The organism is Bradyrhizobium sp. UFLA05-89 (assembly GCF_059803475.1).
In genome coordinates, this window is the sequence record NZ_JBANBA010000001.1 from 98,638 (window position 1) to 120,326 (window position 21,689).

At 63.6% G+C, this 21,689-nt stretch carries 18 protein-coding genes and 1 pseudogene; 12 read left to right on the top strand and 7 right to left on the bottom strand.

Features of this window, described 5'->3' with window-relative positions; genetic code table 11:
* The first annotated feature begins 3 nt into the window (after positions 1–3).
* The 3 genes from SO139_RS00445 (at position 4) to SO139_RS00455 (ending at position 3,487) form a co-directional block, all read left to right on the top strand.
* Positions 4–2,208, top strand: a complete 2,205-nt coding sequence (locus tag SO139_RS00445; RefSeq protein ID WP_498539496.1) for a cation-translocating P-type ATPase — start codon at positions 4–6, stop codon at positions 2,206–2,208.
* Entirely contained in the window at positions 2,196–2,378 is a 183-nt protein-coding gene (gene ccoS, locus SO139_RS00450; protein WP_449379521.1) for a cbb3-type cytochrome oxidase assembly protein CcoS, read from the top strand. Before SO139_RS00445 ends, ccoS begins: the two co-directional genes overlap by 13 nt.
* A 170-nt stretch (positions 2,379–2,548) precedes the next feature.
* Complete coding sequence (locus tag SO139_RS00455) at positions 2,549–3,487, top strand: oxygenase MpaB family protein (RefSeq protein ID WP_449379520.1); 939 nt, start codon at positions 2,549–2,551, stop codon at positions 3,485–3,487.
* 7 nt (positions 3,488–3,494) lie between these two features.
* Here SO139_RS00455 and glgA read toward each other — a convergent pair.
* A pseudogene (glgA, locus tag SO139_RS00460) lies at positions 3,495–4,903 on the bottom strand (glycogen synthase GlgA).
* A 185-nt stretch (positions 4,904–5,088) separates the two neighbouring features.
* Between glgA and SO139_RS00465 the strand changes: the two are divergent.
* The 8 genes from SO139_RS00465 to SO139_RS00500 all read left to right on the top strand — a co-directional run bounded on the left by SO139_RS00465 (position 5,089) and on the right by SO139_RS00500 (position 14,102).
* Positions 5,089–6,249 (top strand): CaiB/BaiF CoA transferase family protein, encoded by a 1,161-nt coding sequence (locus SO139_RS00465; protein ID WP_498539497.1) that lies wholly within the window; start codon positions 5,089–5,091, stop codon positions 6,247–6,249.
* A 169-nt stretch (positions 6,250–6,418) separates the two neighbouring features.
* Positions 6,419–7,963, top strand: coding sequence for an ABC transporter substrate-binding protein (locus SO139_RS00470; protein WP_498539498.1), 1,545 nt, complete (start codon positions 6,419–6,421; stop codon positions 7,961–7,963).
* Positions 7,964–7,969: 6 nt separating this feature from the next.
* A complete protein-coding gene (locus SO139_RS00475; protein ID WP_498539499.1) occupies positions 7,970–8,920 on the top strand; it encodes an ABC transporter permease in 951 nt (316 codons plus the stop codon).
* The gene (locus SO139_RS00480) at positions 8,907–9,779 is read left to right on the top strand and encodes an ABC transporter permease (RefSeq protein WP_498539500.1); all 873 of its coding nucleotides are present in this window, start codon (positions 8,907–8,909) and stop codon (positions 9,777–9,779) included. The genes SO139_RS00475 and SO139_RS00480 overlap by 14 nt, the downstream gene beginning before the upstream one ends.
* Entirely contained in the window at positions 9,776–10,768 is a 993-nt protein-coding gene (locus SO139_RS00485; protein WP_498539501.1) for an ABC transporter ATP-binding protein, read from the top strand. The genes SO139_RS00480 and SO139_RS00485 overlap by 4 nt, the downstream gene beginning before the upstream one ends.
* The gene (locus tag SO139_RS00490; protein ID WP_498539502.1) at positions 10,765–11,745 is read left to right on the top strand and encodes an ABC transporter ATP-binding protein; all 981 of its coding nucleotides are present in this window, start codon (positions 10,765–10,767) and stop codon (positions 11,743–11,745) included. Before SO139_RS00485 ends, SO139_RS00490 begins: the two co-directional genes overlap by 4 nt.
* An 81-nt stretch (positions 11,746–11,826) precedes the next feature.
* A complete protein-coding gene (locus SO139_RS00495; RefSeq protein WP_498539503.1) occupies positions 11,827–12,894 on the top strand; it encodes an alcohol dehydrogenase in 1,068 nt (355 codons plus the stop codon).
* A gap of 128 nt (positions 12,895–13,022) precedes the next feature.
* Positions 13,023–14,102 carry an isocitrate/isopropylmalate dehydrogenase family protein gene (locus SO139_RS00500; protein ID WP_498539504.1) on the top strand — a complete coding sequence of 360 codons (1,080 nt, stop codon included), beginning with the start codon at positions 13,023–13,025 and terminating at the stop codon, positions 14,100–14,102.
* Positions 14,103–14,635: 533 nt separating this feature from the next.
* Here SO139_RS00500 and SO139_RS00505 read toward each other — a convergent pair.
* On the bottom strand, positions 14,636–15,871 hold the full coding sequence (locus SO139_RS00505; RefSeq protein WP_498539505.1) for an aspartate kinase: 1,236 nt from the start codon (positions 15,869–15,871) through the stop codon (positions 14,636–14,638).
* A gap of 283 nt (positions 15,872–16,154) precedes the next feature.
* Between SO139_RS00505 and SO139_RS00510 the strand changes: the two genes are divergently transcribed.
* Positions 16,155–16,289, top strand: coding sequence for a hypothetical protein (locus SO139_RS00510; RefSeq protein WP_449379509.1), 135 nt, complete (start codon positions 16,155–16,157; stop codon positions 16,287–16,289).
* 132 nt (positions 16,290–16,421) lie between these two features.
* On the opposite strand, the gene SO139_RS00515 is transcribed toward SO139_RS00510, so the two are convergent.
* The 5 genes from SO139_RS00515 to SO139_RS00535 form a co-directional block, all read right to left on the bottom strand.
* Positions 16,422–16,697 (bottom strand): hypothetical protein, encoded by a 276-nt coding sequence (locus tag SO139_RS00515; RefSeq protein ID WP_449379508.1) that lies wholly within the window; start codon positions 16,695–16,697, stop codon positions 16,422–16,424.
* A 455-nt stretch (positions 16,698–17,152) separates the two neighbouring features.
* The gene (locus tag SO139_RS00520) at positions 17,153–17,971 is read right to left on the bottom strand and encodes an enoyl-CoA hydratase (protein WP_498539506.1); all 819 of its coding nucleotides are present in this window, start codon (positions 17,969–17,971) and stop codon (positions 17,153–17,155) included.
* A gap of 242 nt (positions 17,972–18,213) precedes the next feature.
* Complete coding sequence (locus SO139_RS00525) at positions 18,214–19,569, bottom strand: L,D-transpeptidase family protein (protein ID WP_498539507.1); 1,356 nt, start codon at positions 19,567–19,569, stop codon at positions 18,214–18,216.
* A gap of 373 nt (positions 19,570–19,942) precedes the next feature.
* Positions 19,943–20,314 carry a helix-turn-helix domain-containing protein gene (locus SO139_RS00530; protein WP_020608151.1) on the bottom strand — a complete coding sequence of 124 codons (372 nt, stop codon included), beginning with the start codon at positions 20,312–20,314 and terminating at the stop codon, positions 19,943–19,945.
* 29 nt (positions 20,315–20,343) lie between these two features.
* Complete coding sequence (locus SO139_RS00535; RefSeq protein ID WP_449379505.1) at positions 20,344–21,387, bottom strand: LysR family transcriptional regulator; 1,044 nt, start codon at positions 21,385–21,387, stop codon at positions 20,344–20,346.
* Positions 21,388–21,689: the final 302 nt, after the last annotated feature.

The window sequence follows — 21,689 nt, forward strand, 5'->3', positions numbered from 1 at the left end:
CTCATGCAGCTCTCGCGCGATTTCTCCCATTATGTTCGTGCTGCGGGTGACGGGCTCCAGCACATCGATCTCGCGGTCGAGGGCGTGCACTGCGCCGGCTGCATGGCGAAGATCGAGCGCGGTCTCTCCGCCATTCCCGACGTGACGCTGGCGCGGGTGAACCTCACCGACCGCCGCGTCGCGCTGGAATGGAAGGAGGGCACGCTCGATCCTGCGCGCTTCATCGATCGGCTCGAAGAGCTCGGCTACAGGGCCTATCCTTACGAGACGGCAAGCGCGGAGGCGACCGAGGTCGCGGAGTCGCGCTTCCTGCTTCGTTGCCTCGGCGTTGCAGCGTTCGCGACCATGAACGTGATGATGCTGTCGATCCCGGTGTGGTCCGGCAATGTCAGCGACATGCTGCCCGAGCAGCGCGATTTCTTCCACTGGCTGTCGGCACTGATCGCGCTGCCGGCCGCGGCCTATGCCGGCCAGCCGTTCTTCCGCTCGGCCTGGCGCGCGGTGTCGGCGAAGACCACCAACATGGACGTCCCGATCTCGATCGGGGTGATCCTCGCACTCGGCATGTCCGTGGTCGAGACCATCCATCATGCCGAGCACGCCTATTTCGACGCTGCGATCATGCTGCTGACTTTTCTCCTGGTCGGCCGCTTTCTCGACCAGAACATGCGCCGGCGGACGCGTGCGGTCGCCGGCAATCTGGCGGCGCTGAAGGCCGAGACTGCGGCAAAGTTCGTCGGCCCTGACGAGATCTCGCAGGTGCCGGTCGCCGCGATCAATCCAGGCGACATCGTGCTGCTGCGACCCGGCGAACGCTGCGCCGTCGACGGCACCGTAATCGAGGGTCGTTCGGAGATCGACCAGAGTCTGATCACCGGCGAGACGCTTTACGTCACGGCTGACAGAGGCACGCCGGTCTATGCCGGCTCGATGAATGTCTCCGGCGCCTTGCGGGTGCGGGTTTCGGCCGCGTCGGAAGCGACGTTGCTCGCGGAGATCACGCGCCTGCTCGACAACGCGCTCCAGGCGCGCTCGCGCTATCGGCGGCTCGCCGACCGTGCCTCGCGCCTCTATGCGCCCGTGGTGCATGCGACCGCGCTCCTGACCATCCTCGGCTGGGTGCTGGCCGGTGCAGGCTGGCACGACGCGATCGTCACCGGCGTCGCCGTGCTGATCATCACCTGCCCTTGCGCGCTCGGACTTGCGATCCCGACGGTGCAGACGGTGGCCTCGGGCGCGATGTTCAAATCCGGTGTGCTGCTCAACGCAGGTGACGCGATCGAGCGGCTGGCGGAGGCCGATCACATCATCTTCGACAAGACCGGCACCCTGACATTGCCGGATCTCGACGTGGTCAATGCGGCGGCGATCCCTGCCGATATCCTGGCGCTCGCCGGGCAGCTCGCGCTGTCGAGCCATCATCCCGTCGCGGCCGCGGTGGTGCAGGCTGCCCGCGCCAAATCGCCGATCGTCGGCGCGGTCGAGGAGGCCGGGCAGGGGGTGCGCGCGAGCATCGACGGCATCGAGATCCGCCTTGGGCGGCCGTCTTTTTGCGGTGCCGAGGAACACGTGAAGAGCGGCGCCGATCTCGACCCGGAAGCGTCCATCGTCGCCTTCAGCAGGGGGGCGGAAAAGTTCATCTTCATGGTGCGGCAGGCCCTGCGTCCGGATGCGGTCACGGTGATTGGGGCGCTGAAGGCCAGCAATCTCGGCGTCGAGATCCTCTCTGGCGACCGTGAGCGGGCGGTGAAGGCGGCGGCAGATGCGCTCGGGATTCCCGAGTGGCGCGCCGGTGTCACGCCGGCCGACAAGATCGCGCGGATCGAGGAGCTGAAGCGGCGCGGCACCCGCGTGCTGATGGTCGGCGACGGCATGAACGATGCGCCCTCGCTCGCGGCGGCCCATGTCTCGATGTCGCCGATCTCGGCCGCGCATCTCAGCCAGGCGACCGCGGACCTCGTCTTCCTCGGCAAGCCGCTCGCGCCGGTCGTGACCGCCGTCGACCACGCGCGAAAGGCGCTGCATCTGATGCGGCAGAATCTCTGGCTCGCGATCGGCTACAACATCCTGGCGGTGCCGATTGCCATCAGCGGCGTCGTGACGCCGTTGATCGCGGCGGCCGCGATGAGCGGATCGTCCATCCTGGTCATGCTGAACGCGCTGCGCGCGCGCAGCGCCTCACGGGGGATTGCATCATGGAAGTCCTGATCATCCTCGTCCCTCTGGCGCTGGGGCTCGGACTTGCCGGCCTCGTCGCCTTTCTCTGGTCGCTCAAGAGCGGCCAGTATGATGATCTCGACGGCGCAGCCTGGCGCGCCATCGCAGATGACGAACCGCCGCAGGAGACGCAGCCTGATTTGGCAGAAGTGAAGCGCTAGGCATCGCTTCGGAGCGCAAACGTCAGGATCGCAGATCGCGCGGCGGCATCGTGCGCAGTGGTGTTGCACGATAATCCTGATATCCTGCCGGTCGCAGCGGAGTAGCGCGGGGCAGTCCATTCAGCTCATCCGCGTGACCTTCGCAATTGGCCCCAAGCGGATGTTGCAAAGTGATTTCCGAGAACGACCTGGAGTCTGCGCTCGATCATATCAGGAGCAAGGCAGCTGGATCGACGGCGGGTATTTTTGGACCGGCCTCACTGACCTGGCGAATTGACCGAGAGGCCGTGATCTTTCTCGGAGCCGGCCGTGCGCTGCTGCTTCAACTGGCCCATCCATGGGTCGCTGCCGCCATTGCCGAGCACTCCAGGACGCTCGCCGATCCGATCGGTCGCTTCCATCGAACCTTCGATGTCATGTTTACGATGGTATTCGGCTCGCTCGATCAGGCGCTGACGGCTTCCCGCAAGCTGCATCGCCGTCACGCCATGATCGTCGGCCGCTTGCCGGATGCCATCGGGTCGTTTGAAGCGAATTCGCACTACTGTGCCAATGAAGTCGCGGCGCTGCGCTGGGTTCACGCCACGCTCGTCGAGAGCGCGGTCATGGCGCACGATCTTGTCTTCCCGCCGTTCTCGGCCGACGAGCGCGAGCGATACTGGGCCGAATGCCGGCTGTTCGCAGCGATGTTCGGGCTGACCCCGAGCGACCTGCCGGCGGATTGGCAATCCTTTCGCGCCTACATTGAAGCCATGACCCGCTCGGAGGTTTTGACCGTCGGCACCGCGGCGCGCGAGGTGGCCGGTCAAATTCTCGGGGGCGTCGGACGATCCTGGCTACGGCCACCCAAATGGTACCGGGCACTGACAGTCCGGATGTTGCCCGAACAACTGGTCGCGGGTTTTGGGTTGGCTTGTGACGAAGCCGACGACAGGGCGGCGGACCGCGCGCTCAAGTGGATACGACACATCTACCCCCGGCTGCCGGCCCGCCTGCGCTATGTCGGTCCGTATCAGGAAGCCCAAGCGCGGCTGCGCGGGAGGCCAAAACCCGGTTGGATGACGCGATGCCTCAACAGGGCCTGGATCGGACGGTCTTCGATCGGATGAAGCCGCCTCAGGCCGACGCGATCTTGCGATACAGCGCGCTGTAACATGCAGCCGAGATGTTCCAGCTAAACGAATGGCGGTGCGGCGCATGGAGTCGAGACGCTCCTGGGCCATGAAGGTCGAGAAAGCCCGACGAACGCCGCCGAGGAAGGATTCGTAAGAGGGCTGCGCGAACAGGAAGCCGGTCTCGCCGTCGGTGATGGTTTCGGCAAGCCCTCCGGTCTGATGGCCGATCGGCAGCGAGCCGAAGCGCTGGGCGTACATCTGGCTGAGCCCGCAGGGCTCGAACCGCGATGGCATCAGCGTGAAATCGCTGCCGGCAAAGATGCGCCGCGCCTGCGCGTCGTTGAAGCCGATCGCGACGCCGATCGCATCTGGCCGCCTGCGATGGGCGTTGATCAGGGCTTGCTCGAGCGCCGGCTCGCCGGAACCGGTGACGACGATCTGCCCGCCGGCATCGATGATCTCGTCGGCCGCGGATAGCACGAGATCGATGCCCTTCTGATGGACGAGCCGCGCCACGATGCCGAACATCGGCCCGCGCGACACCGCGAGGCCGAATTGCTTGCGCACATAGTCCGCGTTGGCCCGTTTGCCGGCCCAGTCGCCGGCACCGAATTGCTGGGCGAGCTGCGCGCAGTAACGGGGGTCCCAGCTCTCATCTATTCCGTTCAGGATGCCGGTGAGCTCGGCTGCCTCGGCGCGGATGCGCAACAGGCCTTCCAGGCCACAGCCGAATTCCGACGTGGTGATCTCGCGCGCATAGGTCGCGCTCACGGTCGTCAGGTGCGAGGCGTAGACGAGGCCCGCCTTCAGGAAGGACAATTGATCGTAGAACTCGATGCCGTCAATGTGGAAGGAGCTCTCGGGTGCGCCGATCCGCCGCAGCGCGTCTTTCGGAAAGAGTCCCTGATAAGCGAGATTGTGGATGGTCAGGATCGACGGCAGCTTCGAGCCGCGCCAGGCCAGATAGGCCGGCACGAGCGAAGCCTGCCAGTCATTGGCATGGATCAGGTCTGCTGCCCAATTCTTGTCCAGGTTGCCCGTCGCAAGTTCAGCGGCTGCCGACGCCAAGCGCGCAAAACGGATGTCGTTGTCGGGCCAGTCGCGCCCGGTTTCGTCGCCATAGGGATTGCCGGGACGGTCGTAGAGCTGCGAGCAGAGCAGCACATAGACCGGTAGGCCGTCGCGCGTCGCGGCCCGGCCCAGCGTGCAGGCCGGCATCTCCGCCAACGCCGGACAGCGGCCAACGATCTGAATATGCGTGAGTTGTTCGATGATGTCGCGATAGCCGGGCAGCATGATCCGGATATCGGCGAAGGGGCGCAGCGCTCTCGGGAGTGCAGCAGAAACGGCGCCGAGTCCGCCGACGCGGACAAAATCGTCCATCTCTGTCGTGACGAATAAGACCCTCAAGAACAGCTGCCCTCTTCCGAGCCCGTTTGCTGCTATGCAAGATCGGGTCCAGTTGCCCTCGGAATTCCAAGCCCGCCCCTGGAAGCTGCCGTTCGGGTAAAGACTTTCCTACCGGGCCGCTGCCATCTAGGGTCGGCGCATCAACAGGCAAGAACGCGCGTGGTTCCTAAAGGGGGACTCCGGGGATGCAGCTAGCAGACAAGCATGAGGGGACGACGACAAAGGCCTTTGCCGGCCTGCGGGTGCTGGATTTTTCGACCACCATCGCCGGTCCCCATTGCGCGCGGATGCTCGCCGACATGGGCGCCGAAGTCATCAAGATCGAGCCCGACGGCGGCGAGACGATGCGGACGCGCCCGCCGGTGCGCAACGGCTGTAGCACCGTGTTCGGCCAGCTCAATGTCGGCAAGAAAAGTGTGGTGCTCGACCTGAAGTCGGAGGAGGGCAAAGAGGCGGTGCGGCGCCTCGTCGCCACCGCCGACATCCTGGTCGAGAATTTCCGACCCGGCGTGATGCGCCGCCTGAGGCTCGATTACGATACGCTCCGCCCGTTCAATCCGAGGCTGATCTACTGCTCCATCTCGGGCTACGGGCAGACCGGCCCGTCGGCGGAGTTGCCAGCCTATGCGCCGGTGATCCACGCAGCATCCGGCTACGACATGGCGCATCTCGCCTACCAGCCCGGCCGCAACCGCCCCGATTATTGCGGCATCTATCATGCCGACGTCGTCACCGGAACCTATGGCTTCGGCGCGATTGCGTCGGCGCTATACCAGCGCATCCTCACGGGCGTTGGCCAGCACATCGACGTCTCGATGCTGGAGTCGATGCTGACGCTCACGGTGATAGAGCTGCAGAGCTCGCAATTCGAGGTGAAGCCGCCGCCGCGTCCGATGTTCGGTCCGACCGAGACGGCCGATGGCTACGTCATGATCACCATCGCGAGCGAGAAGACCTTTCAGTCTTTGATGAAGGTGATCGGCCGGCGGGACTGGATTTCCGATTCCCGCTTCTGCACCTATGGCGTGCGGCGCGACAACTGGGCTGACCTGATGGACGGCGTCGAAGCCTGGTCGCGGCAGATCACGACGGAGCAATGTCTCACAGAGCTCGGCGCCGAGGGCGTGCCGGCCTCGGCCTATCGCACCGTCGCCGAGGCGTTGTGCGATCCGCAGCTCATGCATCGCCAGGCGCTGTCGGACGTGGAAGACGAGGGTGGCTCCTTCCAGGTGCTCAATCTGCCGTTCCGGATGTCGGGCGCGGACACGACGCCTGGCAAGCGCATCGCAGCGCTGGGCGAGCACACGGACGCTCTGCTGGAGGCAATCGCTCGCGCGAAGAGTTAATTCCGTCAGGCAAAACGTGAGCGAAGGCCGCGCACTTTCGCATCGTCAAGTGAAGTCTGCGTCGTAGCAGCTTGCACGCGTTCCTCTTGCCGAGGGCAGCGATTCTCGCCAATCTCGCCTGACGTCACGAGCGATCCGAAACATCGGACGAAGATCTCGGGAGGGAACAATGACGTACGCAGTTGCCGCGGCGCGCAGCCTCGCGCCGATTTTCCTTGTCACGGCATTCGCCATTGTTCCGCTGGTGCAGCCCGCGCTCGCGCAAAAATCCGGCGGTAGCATCACGATGGGCCAGGAGCTGGATATTCCAGGCTTCGATCCGCTCAAGGTCGGCGTCTACGACACCTCGACCTTCACCGCAGCGGCGGCGATCTTCGACACGCTGACAACGCTCGACGACAAGGGCGAGGCCGCGCCAAAGCTCGCTGTGTCCTGGACCCATTCCGAAGACTACAAGAGCTGGACCTTCAAGCTGCGCCAGGGCGTGAAGTTCCACGACGGCACGCCGTTCAACGCGCAGGCCTTCAAGGAAAACTTCGACCGGCAGAAGGATCCCGCCAACAAGTGCCGCTGCGCCTTCTACATCACCAACGTCAAGGAGGTGCTGGCGCCTGACGAATACACCATCGTCTATAACCTCACCGATCCTTCCGTGAATCTGCCGGCGGTGATCAGCATCCAGAGTCAGAACAACGTCGTGCATTCGCCGACCGCGTGGAAAACCAAGGGCGACGACTATAACCGCAATCCCGTCGGCACCGGTCCCTACATCCTGAAATCATGGACTGCGGGCGATCGCATGGTGCTGGAGAAGAACCCGGACTACTGGAACAAGGGCCATCCCTATCTCGATCGCATCATCCTGAAGCCGCTGCCGGATGCGCAGTCGCGGTTCGCCTCGCTGCAATCGGGCGAAGCCGACATCATCTGGGACGACGAGTACGACGCCGACAACATCATGAAGGCGCAGAAGGACCCCAAGCTGACCGTGCACACCTACAAGGGGTCGGGCGCGCAGGTCTCCGCCTTCAATACCAAGGCCGCTCCCTTCGACGACGTCCGCGTGCGGCAGGCGCTGGTGATGGCGATCGACCGGCCGAAGATGTCGCAGGCGATCAGCAACGGCCTGAGCCGGCCGGCGAGTAACCCTTACGGCGACGGCTCCTGGGTGAAATGCAAGGATGACGGCGCGCTGCCTTTCGACGTCGAGAAGGCCAAGGCGCTGCTCAAGGACTACGGTAAGCCCGTCGAGTTCAAGATGTTGGCCACTGCGACGCCGCGCGGCCGCATGATCGGCCAGGTGCTCCAGCAATTCTGGAAACGGGTCGGCGCCAATATGGAGATCGAACAGGTCGACCAGGCGACCATCCCACCGCGCGCCTTCATGCGTCAATTCCAGTTGACGCCGTGGCGCATCGTCGACCTCGCCGATCCCGATCCGCAGATGTACGCAAACTTCCACAGCGGCAGCCCGCTCGCGCTCGCCAATTTTTCCGATCCGGAGCTGGACCGGCTGCTCGACCATGCGCGCGTCACCGCAGATACCGATAAGCGCATCGAGGACTATTGCGCGATCAGCCGTCTGATCAACAAGGAGGCGATCTGGTTCTGGACCTTCCAGAACACCTATTACGCGCTCTCGAGCGCAAAGCTGAAAGGCTTTCCAAAAATCTATAATGGCGTGATCGACGTTTCGGACACCTGGCTGGACTGAGCGCAAATGCTCGCCTTCGTCATTCGGCGCCTCGTTCATCTCCTGCCGGTCCTGGCTGCCGTCTCGCTGCTCACTTTCCTGATCGCCTCGCTTCTGCCTGGCGATCTCGCTTACGTCATCCTTGGTGACCAGGCGACGCCGGAGAAGGTCGCAGCGCTTCGCCATGACATGGGGCTCGATCAGCCGCTGTGGTGGCGATATCTGAGCTGGCTCGGCCACGTGCTTCAGGGCGATCTTGGCCGCTCCTTCCGCACCGGGCAGACGGTGCTCCAGGCGGTCGCCGAGCGGGTGCCGGTCTCGATCGAGCTGATGCTGCTCGCCGAATTTCTGGGACTGTTGATCGGTGTGCCGCTTGCGATCGTCTGCGCCGCGCGCGCCGGCGGCCCGTTCGACCGTTTCATGACCGGCGGCGCGTTCGCCATGCTGTCGTTACCGTCGTTCCTGTTGGCGATCCTCCTGATCTACCTGTTCGCGGTGGAGCTGCACTGGCTGCCGGCGACCGGCTACGTGCCGTTCACCGAGGACCCGCTCGCCAATCTGCGTTTCTTCGTTCTGCCGGCGCTGACGCTGGCGCTCGCCGAATGGCCGGGCATCATGCGCGTGCTGCGCTCAGACATGATCGCCACATTGCAGGAGGACTACATCGCGCTCGCCAAGGCCAAAGGCCTGAAGCCGTCGCGTATCCTGTTCGTGCATGCGCTAAAGCCCTCGTCGCTGACGCTGGTGACCGTGACCGGCATCAATATCGGCCGCCTGATCGGCGGCACGCTGATCGTGGAATCGATCTTTGCGCTGCCGGGCTTGGGTCGGCTCCTGGTCGGCGCGATCTATACCCGGGACCTCATCATCCTCCAGGGCGTGGTGCTGCTGGTCGCATCCGGCTTCGTCATCGTGAACTTCATCGTCGACATGCTCTACGCCGTCCTCGATCCAAGGATCCGCCATGGCTACGCTTGAGCTCTCGCTCCGGGATGAGGCAGCGTCCGAGCCGGTGCGCCCCAAGCGACGACTCGGCCTGTTGTTCTGGCTGGCGATCGCTTGGCTTGCCCTGGTCTTTGCGCTCGCGATCCTGGCGCCGCTGTTGCCGCTGCAAAGCCCCGTGGACATGGACATGCTGGAACGCAGAGCCGCGTTCTCGGCCGAGCACTGGCTCGGAACCGACGGCCTCGGCCGCGACGAGCTCGCGCGTCTGGTCTTCGGCGCACGCGTCTCGCTGACGGTCGGGCTGTTTGCGCCGATGATCGGCCTCACCGTCGGCGGCGCGCTCGGCCTGCTCGCCGGTTACTTCCGCGGCCGCTTCGAGACGCTGGTGGTCGGCAGCATGGACGTGCTGCTCGCCTTTCCGCCGCTGGTCTTTGCGCTCGCGGTGACCGCCTATCTCGGCCAGTCGATCCCCAATCTCACCTTCATCCTGGGTGTGCTCGGCATTCCCGCCTTCATGCGGGTGGCGCGTGCCTCCACGCTAACGCTGGCGCGCCGCGAATTCGTGATCGCCGCCGAGGCGCTCGGCGCCACGCATGCGCGCATCCTGCTGCGGGAGCTGTTGCCCAACGTCATCCTGCCACTGCTCGCGTTCTTCCTGCTCGCCGTCGCCGTGACCATCGTGGTCGAGGGCGCGCTGTCGTTCCTGGGATTAGGCGTGCCGCCGCCAATGGCGAGCTGGGGCAGCATGATCGGGGAGGGGCGCGAAAGTCTCGATATCGCGCCGCGGCTCGCCTTCCTGCCGGCAACCGCGCTGTTCCTCACCGTGCTGGCCTTCAACCTGGTCGGCGACACCCTGCGGGCACTCACGGACCCGCGTCAGGGGGCGCTGTGAGCGTGCCGTTATTGTCGATCGAGGACGTTGCGGTCGAGCTGCCGACACCACGCGGCAATTTGCGTGCGGTGGATCATGTCAATCTTGCGCTGGAGGCGGGCCGCACGCTTGGTATTGTCGGCGAGTCCGGTTGCGGCAAGACCATGCTGTCGCGCGCCATCCTCCAGCTCCTGCCGAAGAAGGCGAAGCTCACCGGGCGCGTCATGTTCGACGGCCAGGATCTGGTGCGGCTCGATGCGGAGAGCTTGCGGCGGCTGCGCGGGCGCGACGTCGCGGTCGTGTTCCAGGATCCGATGACCTCGCTCAACCCTGTGCTGACCATCGGCACGCAACTGATGGAGACGATCCAGGAGCACCTCGAGCTTGATTCGCCGGCCGCGCGAAAGCGCAGCATCGAGTTGCTCGCGGCCGTCGGCATCCCGGCGCCGGAGCAGCGGCTCGCGCAATATCCGCATCAATGCTCCGGTGGCATGCGCCAGCGCATCGCGATTGCCATCGCGCTGTCCTGCGAGCCAAAACTCCTGATCGCTGACGAGCCGACGACGGCGCTGGACGTGACCATCCAGGCGCAGATCCTCGATCTCCTGGCGCGCGAGCAGCGCCGCCGCCACATGGCGATGATTCTGATCACCCATGATCTCGGTGTCGTCGCAGGCCGTGCCGACGAGGTTGCAGTGATGTATGCGGGCAGGGTTGTCGAGCGCGCGCCGACGCCTGCGCTCTTCAAGCGGATGCACATGCCCTATACCGAGGCGCTGCTGGCCGCGATCCCGAAGCTCGAAACCGCGCCGCATACGCCGCTGCCGGCGATCTCCGGCCGCCCGCCCGATCCGACCCGGCCGTTGCCGGGCTGCTCCTTCGCGCCGCGCTGCCGCTATGCCGCCGGCCGCTGCCACCAGGCGAAGCCGGAACTGACAGGCGCCGAAATGCCTGGACACTTCTACGCCTGCTTCCATCCGATCCAGATGGCCGAAGGTCTTGACGCATGATGCAGGTCGCCAACCGCGCGCAGTCCGACGAGCCGCTGCTGAAAGTGGACAATCTGGTCGTCGAATATGGCCTCGGCAACAAGACCGTGCATGCGGTCTCCGGCGTCAGCCTCGAGGTCGCGCGCGGCGAGACGGTGGGGCTGGTCGGCGAATCCGGCTGCGGCAAGTCGACGCTTGGGCGCGCGGTGCTGCAACTGCGCCGCGCAACGTCCGGCCGCGTGCTGTTCGACGGCGAGGACCTGACGGCCATGCAGGGCGAGCCGCTGCGCAAGATGCGGCGTCGCGTCCAGCTTATCTTCCAGGATCCGATCGCCTCGCTCAATCCGCGCCGGCGCATCGGCGACATCGTCGCAGAGCCGCTGATCATAGCCGGCATCAAGGATGCGGAGAAGCGCAGGCAGCTCGTCCACGAGGTCCTGGCCGCGGTCGGCCTCGATCCCGATCTCGTGGTCGGCCGCCTGCCGCATGAATTCTCCGGCGGGCAGTGCCAGCGCATCTCGATTGCGCGGTCGCTGGTGCTCAATCCCGAATTCATCGTTTGCGACGAACCTGTCTCGGCGCTCGACGTCTCGATCCGCGCGCAGATCCTCAATCTGCTGGAGGAGATGAAGGCGCGGTTCGGCCTCACGCTGCTGTTCATCGCGCACGATCTGGCGGTGGTCAAAGCCGTCAGCGACCGGGTCGCCGTGATGTATCTCGGACGCCTCTGCGAGGTCGGACCATCAGAGCAATTGTTCGCAAAGCCCGCGCATCCCTACACAGCACTGCTGCTTGCGGCCATTCCGGTTCCCGATCCCGACGTGCGGCCAGCGGAAAGCGTCGCCGCGGGTGAGCCGCCATCGCCGATCGCGCCGCCGTCCGGTTGCCGCTTCCGCACCCGCTGTCCGCGCGCGGATCAGCGATGCGCAGCGGAGATGCCGGAGCTGCGCGAGGTCGCGCCGGGCCAGCTCGCGGCTTGCCATCATCCGTTGACGTAACCTCGCGACGGCGCCGTTTGTTTTGCAACGCCGGACATGGCATGGTGACGCTCGAAACAAGAAGTGGGCGGGAGATACGCCATGAAGAGCTTCAAGGTCGCCGATTTCAAAGCGCCGTTGAAGGAATTCGATGAGCCGACGCCGCAGCCCTCGGGCACGCAGGTGCTGATCAAGGTAAAGGCGGCCGGCGTCTGCCATAGCGACCTGCACATCTGGGAAGGCGGCTATGATCTCGGTCATGGCCGCAAGCCGTTGTCGTTGAAGGACCGCGGCATCGCGTTGCCCTTGACGATGGGCCATGAGACCGTCGGAGAGATCCTGGCCTTTGGTCCCGACGTGAAGCCGTCAGATCAGGGGGACCTGAACAAGGGCGATGTTGGTCTCGTCTATCCCTGGATCGGCTGCGGCAAATGCGCGACGTGTCTTTCCGGTGACGAGAACATGTGCCTGACGCCGCGCTCGATCGGCGTCTATTGCGACGGCGGCTATGCCGATCACATGCTGGTTCCGCATCCGCGTTACCTTCTCGATCTCAGGGGACTCGATCCAGCGACCACCGCGCCCTACGCCTGCTCGGGCGTTACCACCTACAGCGCGCTGAAGAAGGTCGAGCAGTATTTCGACACGCCGATCGTGATGTTCGGCGCCGGCGGCCTCGGCCTGATGGCGCTGTCGCTGCTCAAGGCGATGGGCGGCAAGGGCGCGATCATGGTCGATATCGATGCGAAGAAGCGCGAGGCGGCCGAGAAGGTCGGCGCGCTCGCCACCGTCGATCCCAAGGCGCCGGACGCGTTGGAGCAGCTCGCCAGGAAGGCTGGCGGCCCGATCCGGGCGGTGATCGATCTCGTCGGCAACGCCGCCACTACGCAGCTCGGCTTCGACTGCCTGACCAAGGGCGGCAGGCTCGTCATCGTCGGCCTGTTCGGCGGCGGCGCCACCTGGGCGCTGCCGCTGATCCCGATCAAGGCGGTGACGATCCAGGGCAGCTATGTCGGCAATTTGCGCGAGACGCAGGAATTGCTCGACCTTGTTCGGTCAAGGAAAGTGCCGCCGATCCCGGTGACGCCATTGCCGCTCGACAAGGCCAACGACGCGCTCGTGCAATTGCAGCAGGGTGCGGTGGTTGGACGCACGGTGCTGACGCCTTGACGCCCGCTGTTTGTTGCTCGTCATGGCCGGGCTTGACCTGGCCATCCACGTCCGGCCAAGGAAACGGCATAGAAACGTGGATGCCCGGGACAAGCCCGGGCATGACGATGAGAGAGTAGGAACGTCCCATGTCCGCAAACAACGCCTTCCACATTGCCGTGCTCGCCGGTGACGGCATCGGTCCCGAAGTCATGGCGCCGGCCCTGGAGGTGCTGCGCAAGGTCGGCGAGAAGGCAGGGCTCGGCTTCCGCTTCACCGAGGCGCCGGCCGGCGCCAACAATTATCTCGCCACCGGCAAGTCGATGCCGGATTCGACGGTCCGGCTGTGCGAGGAGGCGGACGCCATCCTGCTCGGGGCCTGCGGCCTGCCGTCGGTGCGCTATCCCGATAACACCGAGATCATGCCGCAGGTCGAGTTGCGCTTTCACTTCGATCTCTATGCCGGCGTGCGGCCGGCGCGCCTGATCCCGGGCGTGCCGAGCCCGATTGTCGGCGCAGATGCGCGCGGCATCGATCTCGTCGTCATCCGTGAGTCCACCGAGGGTCTGTTTGCGTCGATGGGAAAGGGCATCGTCACGCATGAGGACGCACGCGAGACGCTGGTCATCACGCGCAAGACGTCAGAGCGTCTGTTCGAATTCTCCTTCCGGCTCGCCGAACGACGCAAGGCGCGGGGCAAGCCGGGCGAGCTGACGTGCGTCGACAAGGCGAACGTGTTCAAGGCGTTTGCCTTCTTCCGCGACATGTTCGACGAGGCGGCCAAGCGCCACCCCGCAGTGAAGGCGGACCGCCTCTATGTCGATGCCTGCTCGGCGATGCTGGTGAAGCGACCCTGGGATTTCGACGTCATGGTGATGGAGAACATGTTCGGCGACATCCTCTCCGACCTCACCGCCGGCCTGATCGGCGGCATGGGAATGGCGCCGTCGGCCGACATCGGCGACAAGTATGCCGTATTCCAGCCCTGCCACGGCACAGCGCCGGACATCATGGGGCAGGGCAAGGCCAATCCCACGGGCATGATCCTGTCGGCGGCGATGATGCTCGACTGGCTCGCCGACAAGCACGGTTTGGAAAGCGCCACGGAGGCCGGCGAACAGATCGAGCGCGCGGTCGACAAGGTCTATGCGAGCGGCATCAAGCCGATCGAGTTCGGCGGCAATAACGGTACCGCCGCCATCGCGAAAGCGGTGCTTGCGGCGTTGTGAGTGCTCGGCCTTCATGGTTCGAGACGCCCGCTTTGGCGGGCTCCTCACCATGAGGGTCTAAACTCGCCGCGAAACAAGACCTCATCCTGAGGAGCCCGCGAAGCGGGCGTCTCGAAGGATGGGCCGCAAGTTTCATGTGTCCTAATTGAGCATCAAGTTCTATTGTGTCCATGTCCTAGTTCTCCTCCGAGCGTAACATGGTCGATGAGGCGTACAAAGTAGTCGCGACAGGGACTTGGCTCTATGATGGGGCAGTCCCGCGACGAATAGAAATTGTTGCCAAGCCAGCCCGCTTTGCATCTTCGCGATACGATGAAGACGATCGATTGGACGAGAATGCCCCCATCCCGAAAACTTCGGATGGCTGCGTCTATAGTTGCCGACCGGGCGGCGGAGAAGGTCTCACTCTTGACGACGCGAAGGCCTGGGCGGACGCTCAGCCGTGGGGCCCGGTGATGTGGGCACCTTCGTAGGGAAGCCTCCTTCGGCGATGTGCGTAGGGCTGTCTCAGTGGTGGCATCGCGGACGCTTGTTTAGATCAGCGAATGCAAAGCCTTGACTGCGGCCTCCCGGCTCTCCACAGGAACGAACAAATTTACCGAATGGGGGGAAAGAACATACTTGTCGACGATGATTCCGTGCTGTTGCAGAATCTGAATCGCCTTGAATGGCAAAGCTGAAGAAACGGCGCCGAAGCAAGTGAGGCTCACCGAGCTTAAGGTCTCACGATGTTTACGTAAGTCGTTGCTCTGCTCGAGCGTGCGCAGCAAAGTGTCGAGCGATTCCGAATCGCTAGACAGCATAATGCGCGTTTTTCCGGCGGCGAAAGCCGAGGCGAGGAGTTGTGGCCAAGACAAGTCGTGTTCTTTGAGATGCTGGGCGAATTTCTCAAAGCCCTGATTGAGATCCATCGAGTCGATCTCTACATGTTCGATGCGTGCCATCGAGTTGACTGCCAGGGCTTTTCCCGTTTCCATTCCGACAACCTCTTTGATCACTTGCGTGCTGTATTCGGCGCCGCCCCATTTTTTCAGACTCAATACCACGTTTTGGCTTTGTGCCAGCTCTACGCTACGAAAATGCAGAACTTTGGCGCCCCAAAAGCACATTTCGGATAGACACCCGAAATCCAGCTGACGCAATGGCGCTGCATTCGGCACGATGCGTGGATCGGCCGAGCAAACTCCATCGACCTCCTTGATAATTTCGCAGCACTCGGCCTTTAGCGCCGCGGCCATGGCGACCGCAGTGGTGTCACTGCCGCCGCGACCTAGCGTGGTGATCTCTTTTGTCACCGGATTCACGCCCTGAAAGCCCGCCAGAACCACGATACGTCCGCGACCGAGTTCCTCGAGCACGCGATTGGGCCGCACATCTAAAATGCGCGCGGAGGAATGGGATTCGTCGGTCATCACTCCGGCCTGACTGCCGGTGAAGCTAATGGCCGGCACACCGAGGTCGGACAGTGCCATGCTCATTAAGGACATGCTGATGCGCTCGCCGGTCGTTAGCAACATATCCAGTTCACGGCGGTTGGGATGCGGGCTTACCTGATAAGCCATCCTTATCAAGTCGTCGGTGGCCTTACCCATCGCTGAAACGATCGCCACGACGCGATAACCACGGCTGCGCAAATCGGCCAAGCTACCTGCAACCGCACGGATCTTTGCCGGTGTTTCAAGACAAACGCCGCCGAATTTCTGCACGATGATGGGATTGTTGAGCATGCCGGTTGCACACAATAACGAGGCAGGATGCCGACGGGTCATCTAGGCCCTCACCGGATCATAGCACATCCCGATTGGCAGGAGAGCACTGGCCCGGGGCGACATAGTCAAATGCGCGGTTCGGAAAGGCCGCTCGACTGCTGCGGGCGCACAGGCGCCGCGTCGCCTGCGTTTAATTTCAAGAGTTGGATCAAACGCAACCGTCTTCCTGCGTCGGCCCCCCGGGCAACATGGAGAACGTTCATGACGGCGGCATCTGATCCCTCTCGTGCCCAATAGGAACGACTTTCTTCCTGTGCCGTTACGGCGGCGAGGAGGAGTGCCAATGGATGATGACGACAAGAAGCCGCCGAGCGAGCAAGAGAATACAGAGCTCACGGAGGTGGCGCGGAAGATCGTGGAAGAATACGCTGAATCGCAACGTCAGATCGCGGAAAGGCTCCGCAAGAAGATGAACTGATGTGAGCTTTCAGGAGGTTGTCGACCTGGCCTCCGTCCAACTCGCTTCAATTGGGCAGGCTTCGCCCTAATGAGTCGCGTCCTAGTCAGGGCGCTTTGACAAGAAAAAGGGGCCCATTGGCCCCTTCATCATTCACCAGCGGCGCCAGTGACGGTGACCCCAGCCCCATGGGCGAGGTCCGAAGCGGCGCGGACCATAAAAGCCGTAGGCGTGATAATAGTTCGGGCGCCACCAACAGCGACCCCAGGCATTACACACCATGCGCACCTGATCGACATTGGCGGCCGGGCCGCTGGCGATACGATCGGCCTGCGGAATGCCATTTGGCATTGCCGCCAGAGCCTGCCCTGACGCGAGCGCGACACCGCCCATGGCCGCCAGGCCAAGTACAGCAAACCTGAGTTTCATCACAATCTCCCTCGTTGGTGCCGAGAGAACCGTCGTGCCATCAGTTGGTTGCAATATGCGAGCGGGCTCGACAGGAATTTAATCTTCCTGAATATCGGTTCACTCTGATGTGCGAGCGGTTCCAAATTGCGGCTAGACTTAGCCCTACGTCTCATACGCGCGCGGTCATTCCCCGCGAATGCGGGGAATCGAGTATTCCAGCGACGTCGAGATTCATCACATCTGCTGCGGCGTACTGGATCGCCCGATCGAGTCGGGCGATGACGCCGTGATTGTGACGCTCACTGGTATCCACGTCGTCATTGCTGTTGCGAGCGCAGCGAAGCAATCCAGAATCCTCCCGCGAAATCAGACTGGATGCTTCGCTGTGCTCGCAACGACGGAGGTTGTAGAGCGAGCGCGAGTCCAATTCGCCCGGCGCTAGCGGCGGCTCAATCCGATCAAAGAGGCAGTCGTCACCGCCCCCGGAACTGCGGCTTGCGCTTTTCCATGAAGGCCCGGCGGCCCTCGCGAAAATCTTCGCTGTCCATGCAGGCGGTACCGACCTGCTTGATCGCGTCCATGTCGCGCTGGCTTTCGTCCTTCAGCACCTCTGCGATAGTGATCTTGGCGGCCTTGATTGCGAGTGGCGCATTCTCGGAAATCGTCTTGGCGGTCGCCATGGTCTCGCCCCAGAGCTCATCGTCGGGGATCACGCGCTCCACGAGCCCGATCCGCAGCGCTTCCGCCGCGTCGATCCGCATGCCCGCGTACATCAGCAGTCGCGCCCAGGACGGACCGACCAGCGAGACGAGGTGGCGCAAGCCGTCATAGCCATAGGCGATGCCGAGCCTTGCCGCGGGGATTCCGAACTGGCTGCTTGCCGCGGCGATGCGGATATCGGCGAGCATTGCGACCTGCATGCCGCCGCCGAGGCAGAATCCCTGGATGCAGGCGATCGTCGGCTTGGGGTAGCCGGCGAGCAACGCCCGCTGCGCGGCGCTGCGCTTGGCGTAGTCCTCGGAGGCGGCCGCGTTGTGGCGCTGCTCCTCGAACTGGCTGATATCGGCTCCCGATACGAAAGCCTTGCCGCCGGCGCCGCGCAGGATCACCATGCGCACCGCCTCGTCGTCGCGCAAGCTCGTCAGCGCCTGGCCAAATCCCTCCCACATCTCCAGCGACATCGCATTGCGCTTGTCGGGATTGTTGAAGGTGACCACGCCGACGCCGTCGGCGGACGATTTGAGGATCTTGCCGTCGGCGAAGGAAGTGTCCGTCTGGAAGACGTCTGGCATCGCGCACCTGCTCGCGTTGGGGATGGCAATGTGCGGCAGGCGCTGCGGCGAGGTCAACCGTGCCGCGCCCATTCCTGAGCGGACCACGGTTGTCTTTTTGCAGGTTGCGCGATGATCGACTATTACCCCTGATTTGCCCGACGCGTCAAGCGAATTTCGCTAAATCAGTAGTCAATCGTCGACCGTCTCGCTACTTTGCATGGGGTTGTTTTGCGGATTTTGGTTGAGCGGCCGTGCGGCGCCTACTGCGCCATATGCGCGGTCAGCGGATGATTGGCGGCATTGCTGAAGAACGCGGTCTCCTCGGCCGTGGCCTCCAGGAGCTGTTCGTCCTGGTTGTAGACGTCGTTGCGGAACTGGATGGTCTGGTCCTTGGTCATCCACGCCGTCAGATAGATCCAGGCCACCGGGAATTTCTTCGCCATGGCGACCTCGAGATGCTGTCCGGTGGCAATTTCCGCGTCGATCGCGGCGCGATTCCACTTCGGCTGGTCCTTCAGCAGCCAGGCCGCGAGATCGCGGACATTGTCGACGCGCGAGCAGCCGTGGGAATCGAAGCGGTAGTCGTCACTGAACAGATTGCGCTGGTTGGTGTCGTGCATGTAGACCGAATAGGAGTTCGGCATGTCGATCTTGACCGCGCCTAGCGCATTGAACGTGCCGTTCTGCTGGCGCACGGTGAAGTTCGGCGTGTGCGTGCCCGACCAGTCGACCGAATGCGGATCGATCGGATTGTCGTGGCCGTCGAGCACTTCCATGTGCATGCGCGACAAATAGGTCGGATCCTTGCGCATATGCGCGGAGATTTCGGTCTTGGCGATCGAGGATGGCACGGTCCAGGTCGGGTTGAGCACGACGCCGGTGATCTCGGCCGTCAGTGTCGGCGACGGCTTCTCTGTCTTTCCGACGATCACGCGATAGCGCCGCACCACGACGTCGTTCTCGACGGCCTCGGCAAAGGCCGCGGGGATGTTGACCACGACGTAGCGTTGCCCGAAGCCGAAGTTGGTGTTCTGGAGCCGCTCCAGCGAGGCCTCGAGCTGCCGGATGCGCTTTTGCACCGGGACGTTCATTGCAGCGATCGTGCGCGGCGTCACCGTTCCAGTCGGGGCGAGACCATGGCGTGCCTGGAAGCGCTTGACGGCTTCGGCCAGCGTCTCGTCGAAGGCGCCGCTTGCCTTGTCGCCGGCGAGATCGCCGGAGGCGATCAGGCGCTTGCGCAGCAACTCGTCATTGGGTCCCTGCGTGCCAGCCGCGAATTTCGCGTCCGCAGGGAGTGTGGGCCAGCCGCCGCGCACGGCGAGGTCGGAGTAGCTCAGTGCGGCGTCCTTGATCCGCTGGGCCGAGCCTTCGTCGAAGGTCGGCTCATGCGACAGCGCAAGCGCGGCGGCCGAGCGTGACTCCGCCGTCGAGGCAGGTGTTGTAGCTGGCTTCGACGTTGCCGTGTGGGCCGGATTGGCCGTCGCGGGCGTCGTGCCGGCCGGCGCTGCGGTGGCAGGCTTGGCGGGGCCGGGCTGGCCGGTGGTTTCGGTTTGCGCAAGGGCCGAGGCGCTCGCGAGCAGGCCAACCGCAACGACGATGGCTTGGCGCTTCAACATGTTTCTGATCTTCCCTTGGAAAAACGAGGCCCGGGCGGGCGCTCGCATGATGGTCTTCTTGCAGCAGTGCCGCGGGCGCGGCTTTCGGCGATTCGCGAGGCGGCGGCAGGCTAGGGCATGGGCCTTGCTGTCGGATTAAACGCAGGCGTCCCGGCCCATCCGCCCTCGATTTGGTCGTTCGACGGCCCGGATCGGTTCGTGAAAAGTGACGGAAAGTGACGAAGAGCCGTAGGGCCCGTCGAGGGAGGCCCAAAAAAGCAAAAGCCGCGCGTCAGGCGCGCGGCGAAGTCCCGTCCAATCCAGCCGCGCCCCCGCGACGCGGCGGATCGAACATCGAATCCGATGGACGGCCGACTGTCCGGCCGTCGATCGCTCAGCTTTCGTTGGCCGCGATCGATTCCATCAGCGAAACGAGCTGACGCTGTACTGTCTGGTCCTTGATCTTGCTGTAGGCGCGCAGCAGCCGGAGGCTGAAGGCGCTGTCGAGGAAAAGCAGGCTCTCGACTTCGCGAGCCTTGTTGTCGCCGTCGTAGAAGAAGGTCACGGGCACGTCGAGCGCCGAAGCGATCTGCTGCAGACGGGCCGCGCCGACACGATTGACGCCCTTTTCGTACTTCTGGACCTGCTGGAAGCTGACGCCCAGCTTCTCGCCAAGCTCAGCCTGCGAGATTTTCATCTCGACCCGCCGCAATCTGATCCGTTTGCCAAGCTCAATGTCCGGCTTGCCGGCACTGCGCTGCTTCATTCTCTTCGCCGCTGTTTTCATACTTTTTCTCACCGTTCTTCGGTTGAAAATCCCCCGAAGAGTTGGGTCAGGGGTTCGCCCATGTACACTTCCTTGAATTCGCGCGGATGCACGAATTCATCCTTGAACCACGGGAAGCGAGCCGGATTGAAGGCTTCGATCAGCCAGTCAATCATGTGCCGCACCCTTGGAATCCGGCCGCTACCGGGATGGTAGGACAACCAGATATCCAGCGGTCGGTTCAACGCGACCTCCAGTGGCATCAACTTCCCGCCAAGCGCGATGGCATAGCTCGGGAATACGCCGATTCCGGCGCCGTTCGCGACAGCCCAGTAGTTGGCGCTTGAGACGTTGGTCTTCATGACCAGAAGGTCACGCTCCGCAACGCCCGGGAAGAAGCTCTCGAACGTTTCCTTGGCGGCGATCTGGTCGGCGAATTGCAGCACCAGGCGGTGCTTGACCAATTCGTGAGCCGTAAGCGGCGCGCCATGTTTCTCAATGTATCTTTCGGCCGCCCAGAACATCAGATGCATGCGGCCGAGCCGCACCAGCTTGATGTCGAGCGCTGAGGGACGCGACAGATGGATGGCGACGTCGGCCTCGTGCCGGGAGACATCGGCAGAGCGCATCGCGCAGTGCAGGTCGACAAGGATTTTCGGATAGCTCTGCTGGAATTCGACCAGCCGCGGCGCCAGCCAGAAAGTGCCGAGTCCCTCGGTGACGGCGACCCGCACCTCGCCGGACGTGCCGGCGAGCGTATCGCTGGCGCGCAGCACGTCGAAGGTCGCGGCCTCCATCCGCTCCACGGCCGAGACCACCATCGCTCCTTCATCCGTCAACCGGGTGCCATGCACGTCCCGGGTGAACAGGGTGGCGCCGATCTGGCGCTCGAAATCGTCGATCTTCCGACGGACGGCATTAATGGAGAGCGAAAGGCGCTCAGCAGCGGAGCGGAAGCTGCCACAGCGCACGACCTCAAGGAATATCCTGGCCGCGTCCCAATCCGAGAGGCCGCCGAGGAGTGCTTTTTGGCGTTCTTCCAGAGGAACGCCCCTTTCCGCCGTGAGGTGCATACAAGTCCTTTCAGCTGGCTAAACTGGCAGAATCTTGGGCAAACCACAACCACGGCGGGTTGCGGGGGTGGCTAGTTTTGAGGCCATACTTACCGCGTCGTGGGTGGTATTAGAGTGCGCCAGGGACTGGGAATCGGACGGTCGATCGTCCGGATGAGGGGTATCGCGTGCGTTCAGTTGCGAGCCTTGAGAGCACTGCGCGGATATCGGGCTCTCCGAAATCGGAGGGCGCGGGTCGCAGGTCCGGCTTCGCGCCCATCTTCCGGCTGGCTACTGCGGAATCATCATTGCCGACAAATTCA

Coding starts and splice junctions, on each gene's coding strand:
- SO139_RS00495 (WP_498539503.1), top strand. CDS start 11,827: ATGAAGAGCTTCAAGGTCGCCGATTTCAAAGCGCCGTTGAAGGAATTC.
- ccoS (WP_449379521.1), top strand. CDS start 2,196: ATGGAAGTCCTGATCATCCTCGTCCCTCTGGCGCTGGGGCTCGGACTT.
- SO139_RS00505 (WP_498539505.1), bottom strand. CDS start 15,871: ATGACCCGTCGGCATCCTGCCTCGTTATTGTGTGCAACCGGCATGCTC.
- SO139_RS00515 (WP_449379508.1), bottom strand. CDS start 16,697: ATGAAACTCAGGTTTGCTGTACTTGGCCTGGCGGCCATGGGCGGTGTC.
- SO139_RS00445 (WP_498539496.1), top strand. CDS start 4: ATGCAGCTCTCGCGCGATTTCTCCCATTATGTTCGTGCTGCGGGTGAC.
- SO139_RS00535 (WP_449379505.1), bottom strand. CDS start 21,387: ATGCACCTCACGGCGGAAAGGGGCGTTCCTCTGGAAGAACGCCAAAAA.
- SO139_RS00480 (WP_498539500.1), top strand. CDS start 8,907: ATGGCTACGCTTGAGCTCTCGCTCCGGGATGAGGCAGCGTCCGAGCCG.
- SO139_RS00525 (WP_498539507.1), bottom strand. CDS start 19,569: ATGTTGAAGCGCCAAGCCATCGTCGTTGCGGTTGGCCTGCTCGCGAGC.
- SO139_RS00510 (WP_449379509.1), top strand. CDS start 16,155: ATGGATGATGACGACAAGAAGCCGCCGAGCGAGCAAGAGAATACAGAG.
- SO139_RS00475 (WP_498539499.1), top strand. CDS start 7,970: ATGCTCGCCTTCGTCATTCGGCGCCTCGTTCATCTCCTGCCGGTCCTG.
- SO139_RS00530 (WP_020608151.1), bottom strand. CDS start 20,314: ATGAAGCAGCGCAGTGCCGGCAAGCCGGACATTGAGCTTGGCAAACGG.
- SO139_RS00500 (WP_498539504.1), top strand. CDS start 13,023: ATGTCCGCAAACAACGCCTTCCACATTGCCGTGCTCGCCGGTGACGGC.
- SO139_RS00520 (WP_498539506.1), bottom strand. CDS start 17,971: ATGCCAGACGTCTTCCAGACGGACACTTCCTTCGCCGACGGCAAGATC.
- SO139_RS00470 (WP_498539498.1), top strand. CDS start 6,419: ATGACGTACGCAGTTGCCGCGGCGCGCAGCCTCGCGCCGATTTTCCTT.
- SO139_RS00490 (WP_498539502.1), top strand. CDS start 10,765: ATGATGCAGGTCGCCAACCGCGCGCAGTCCGACGAGCCGCTGCTGAAA.
- SO139_RS00465 (WP_498539497.1), top strand. CDS start 5,089: ATGCAGCTAGCAGACAAGCATGAGGGGACGACGACAAAGGCCTTTGCC.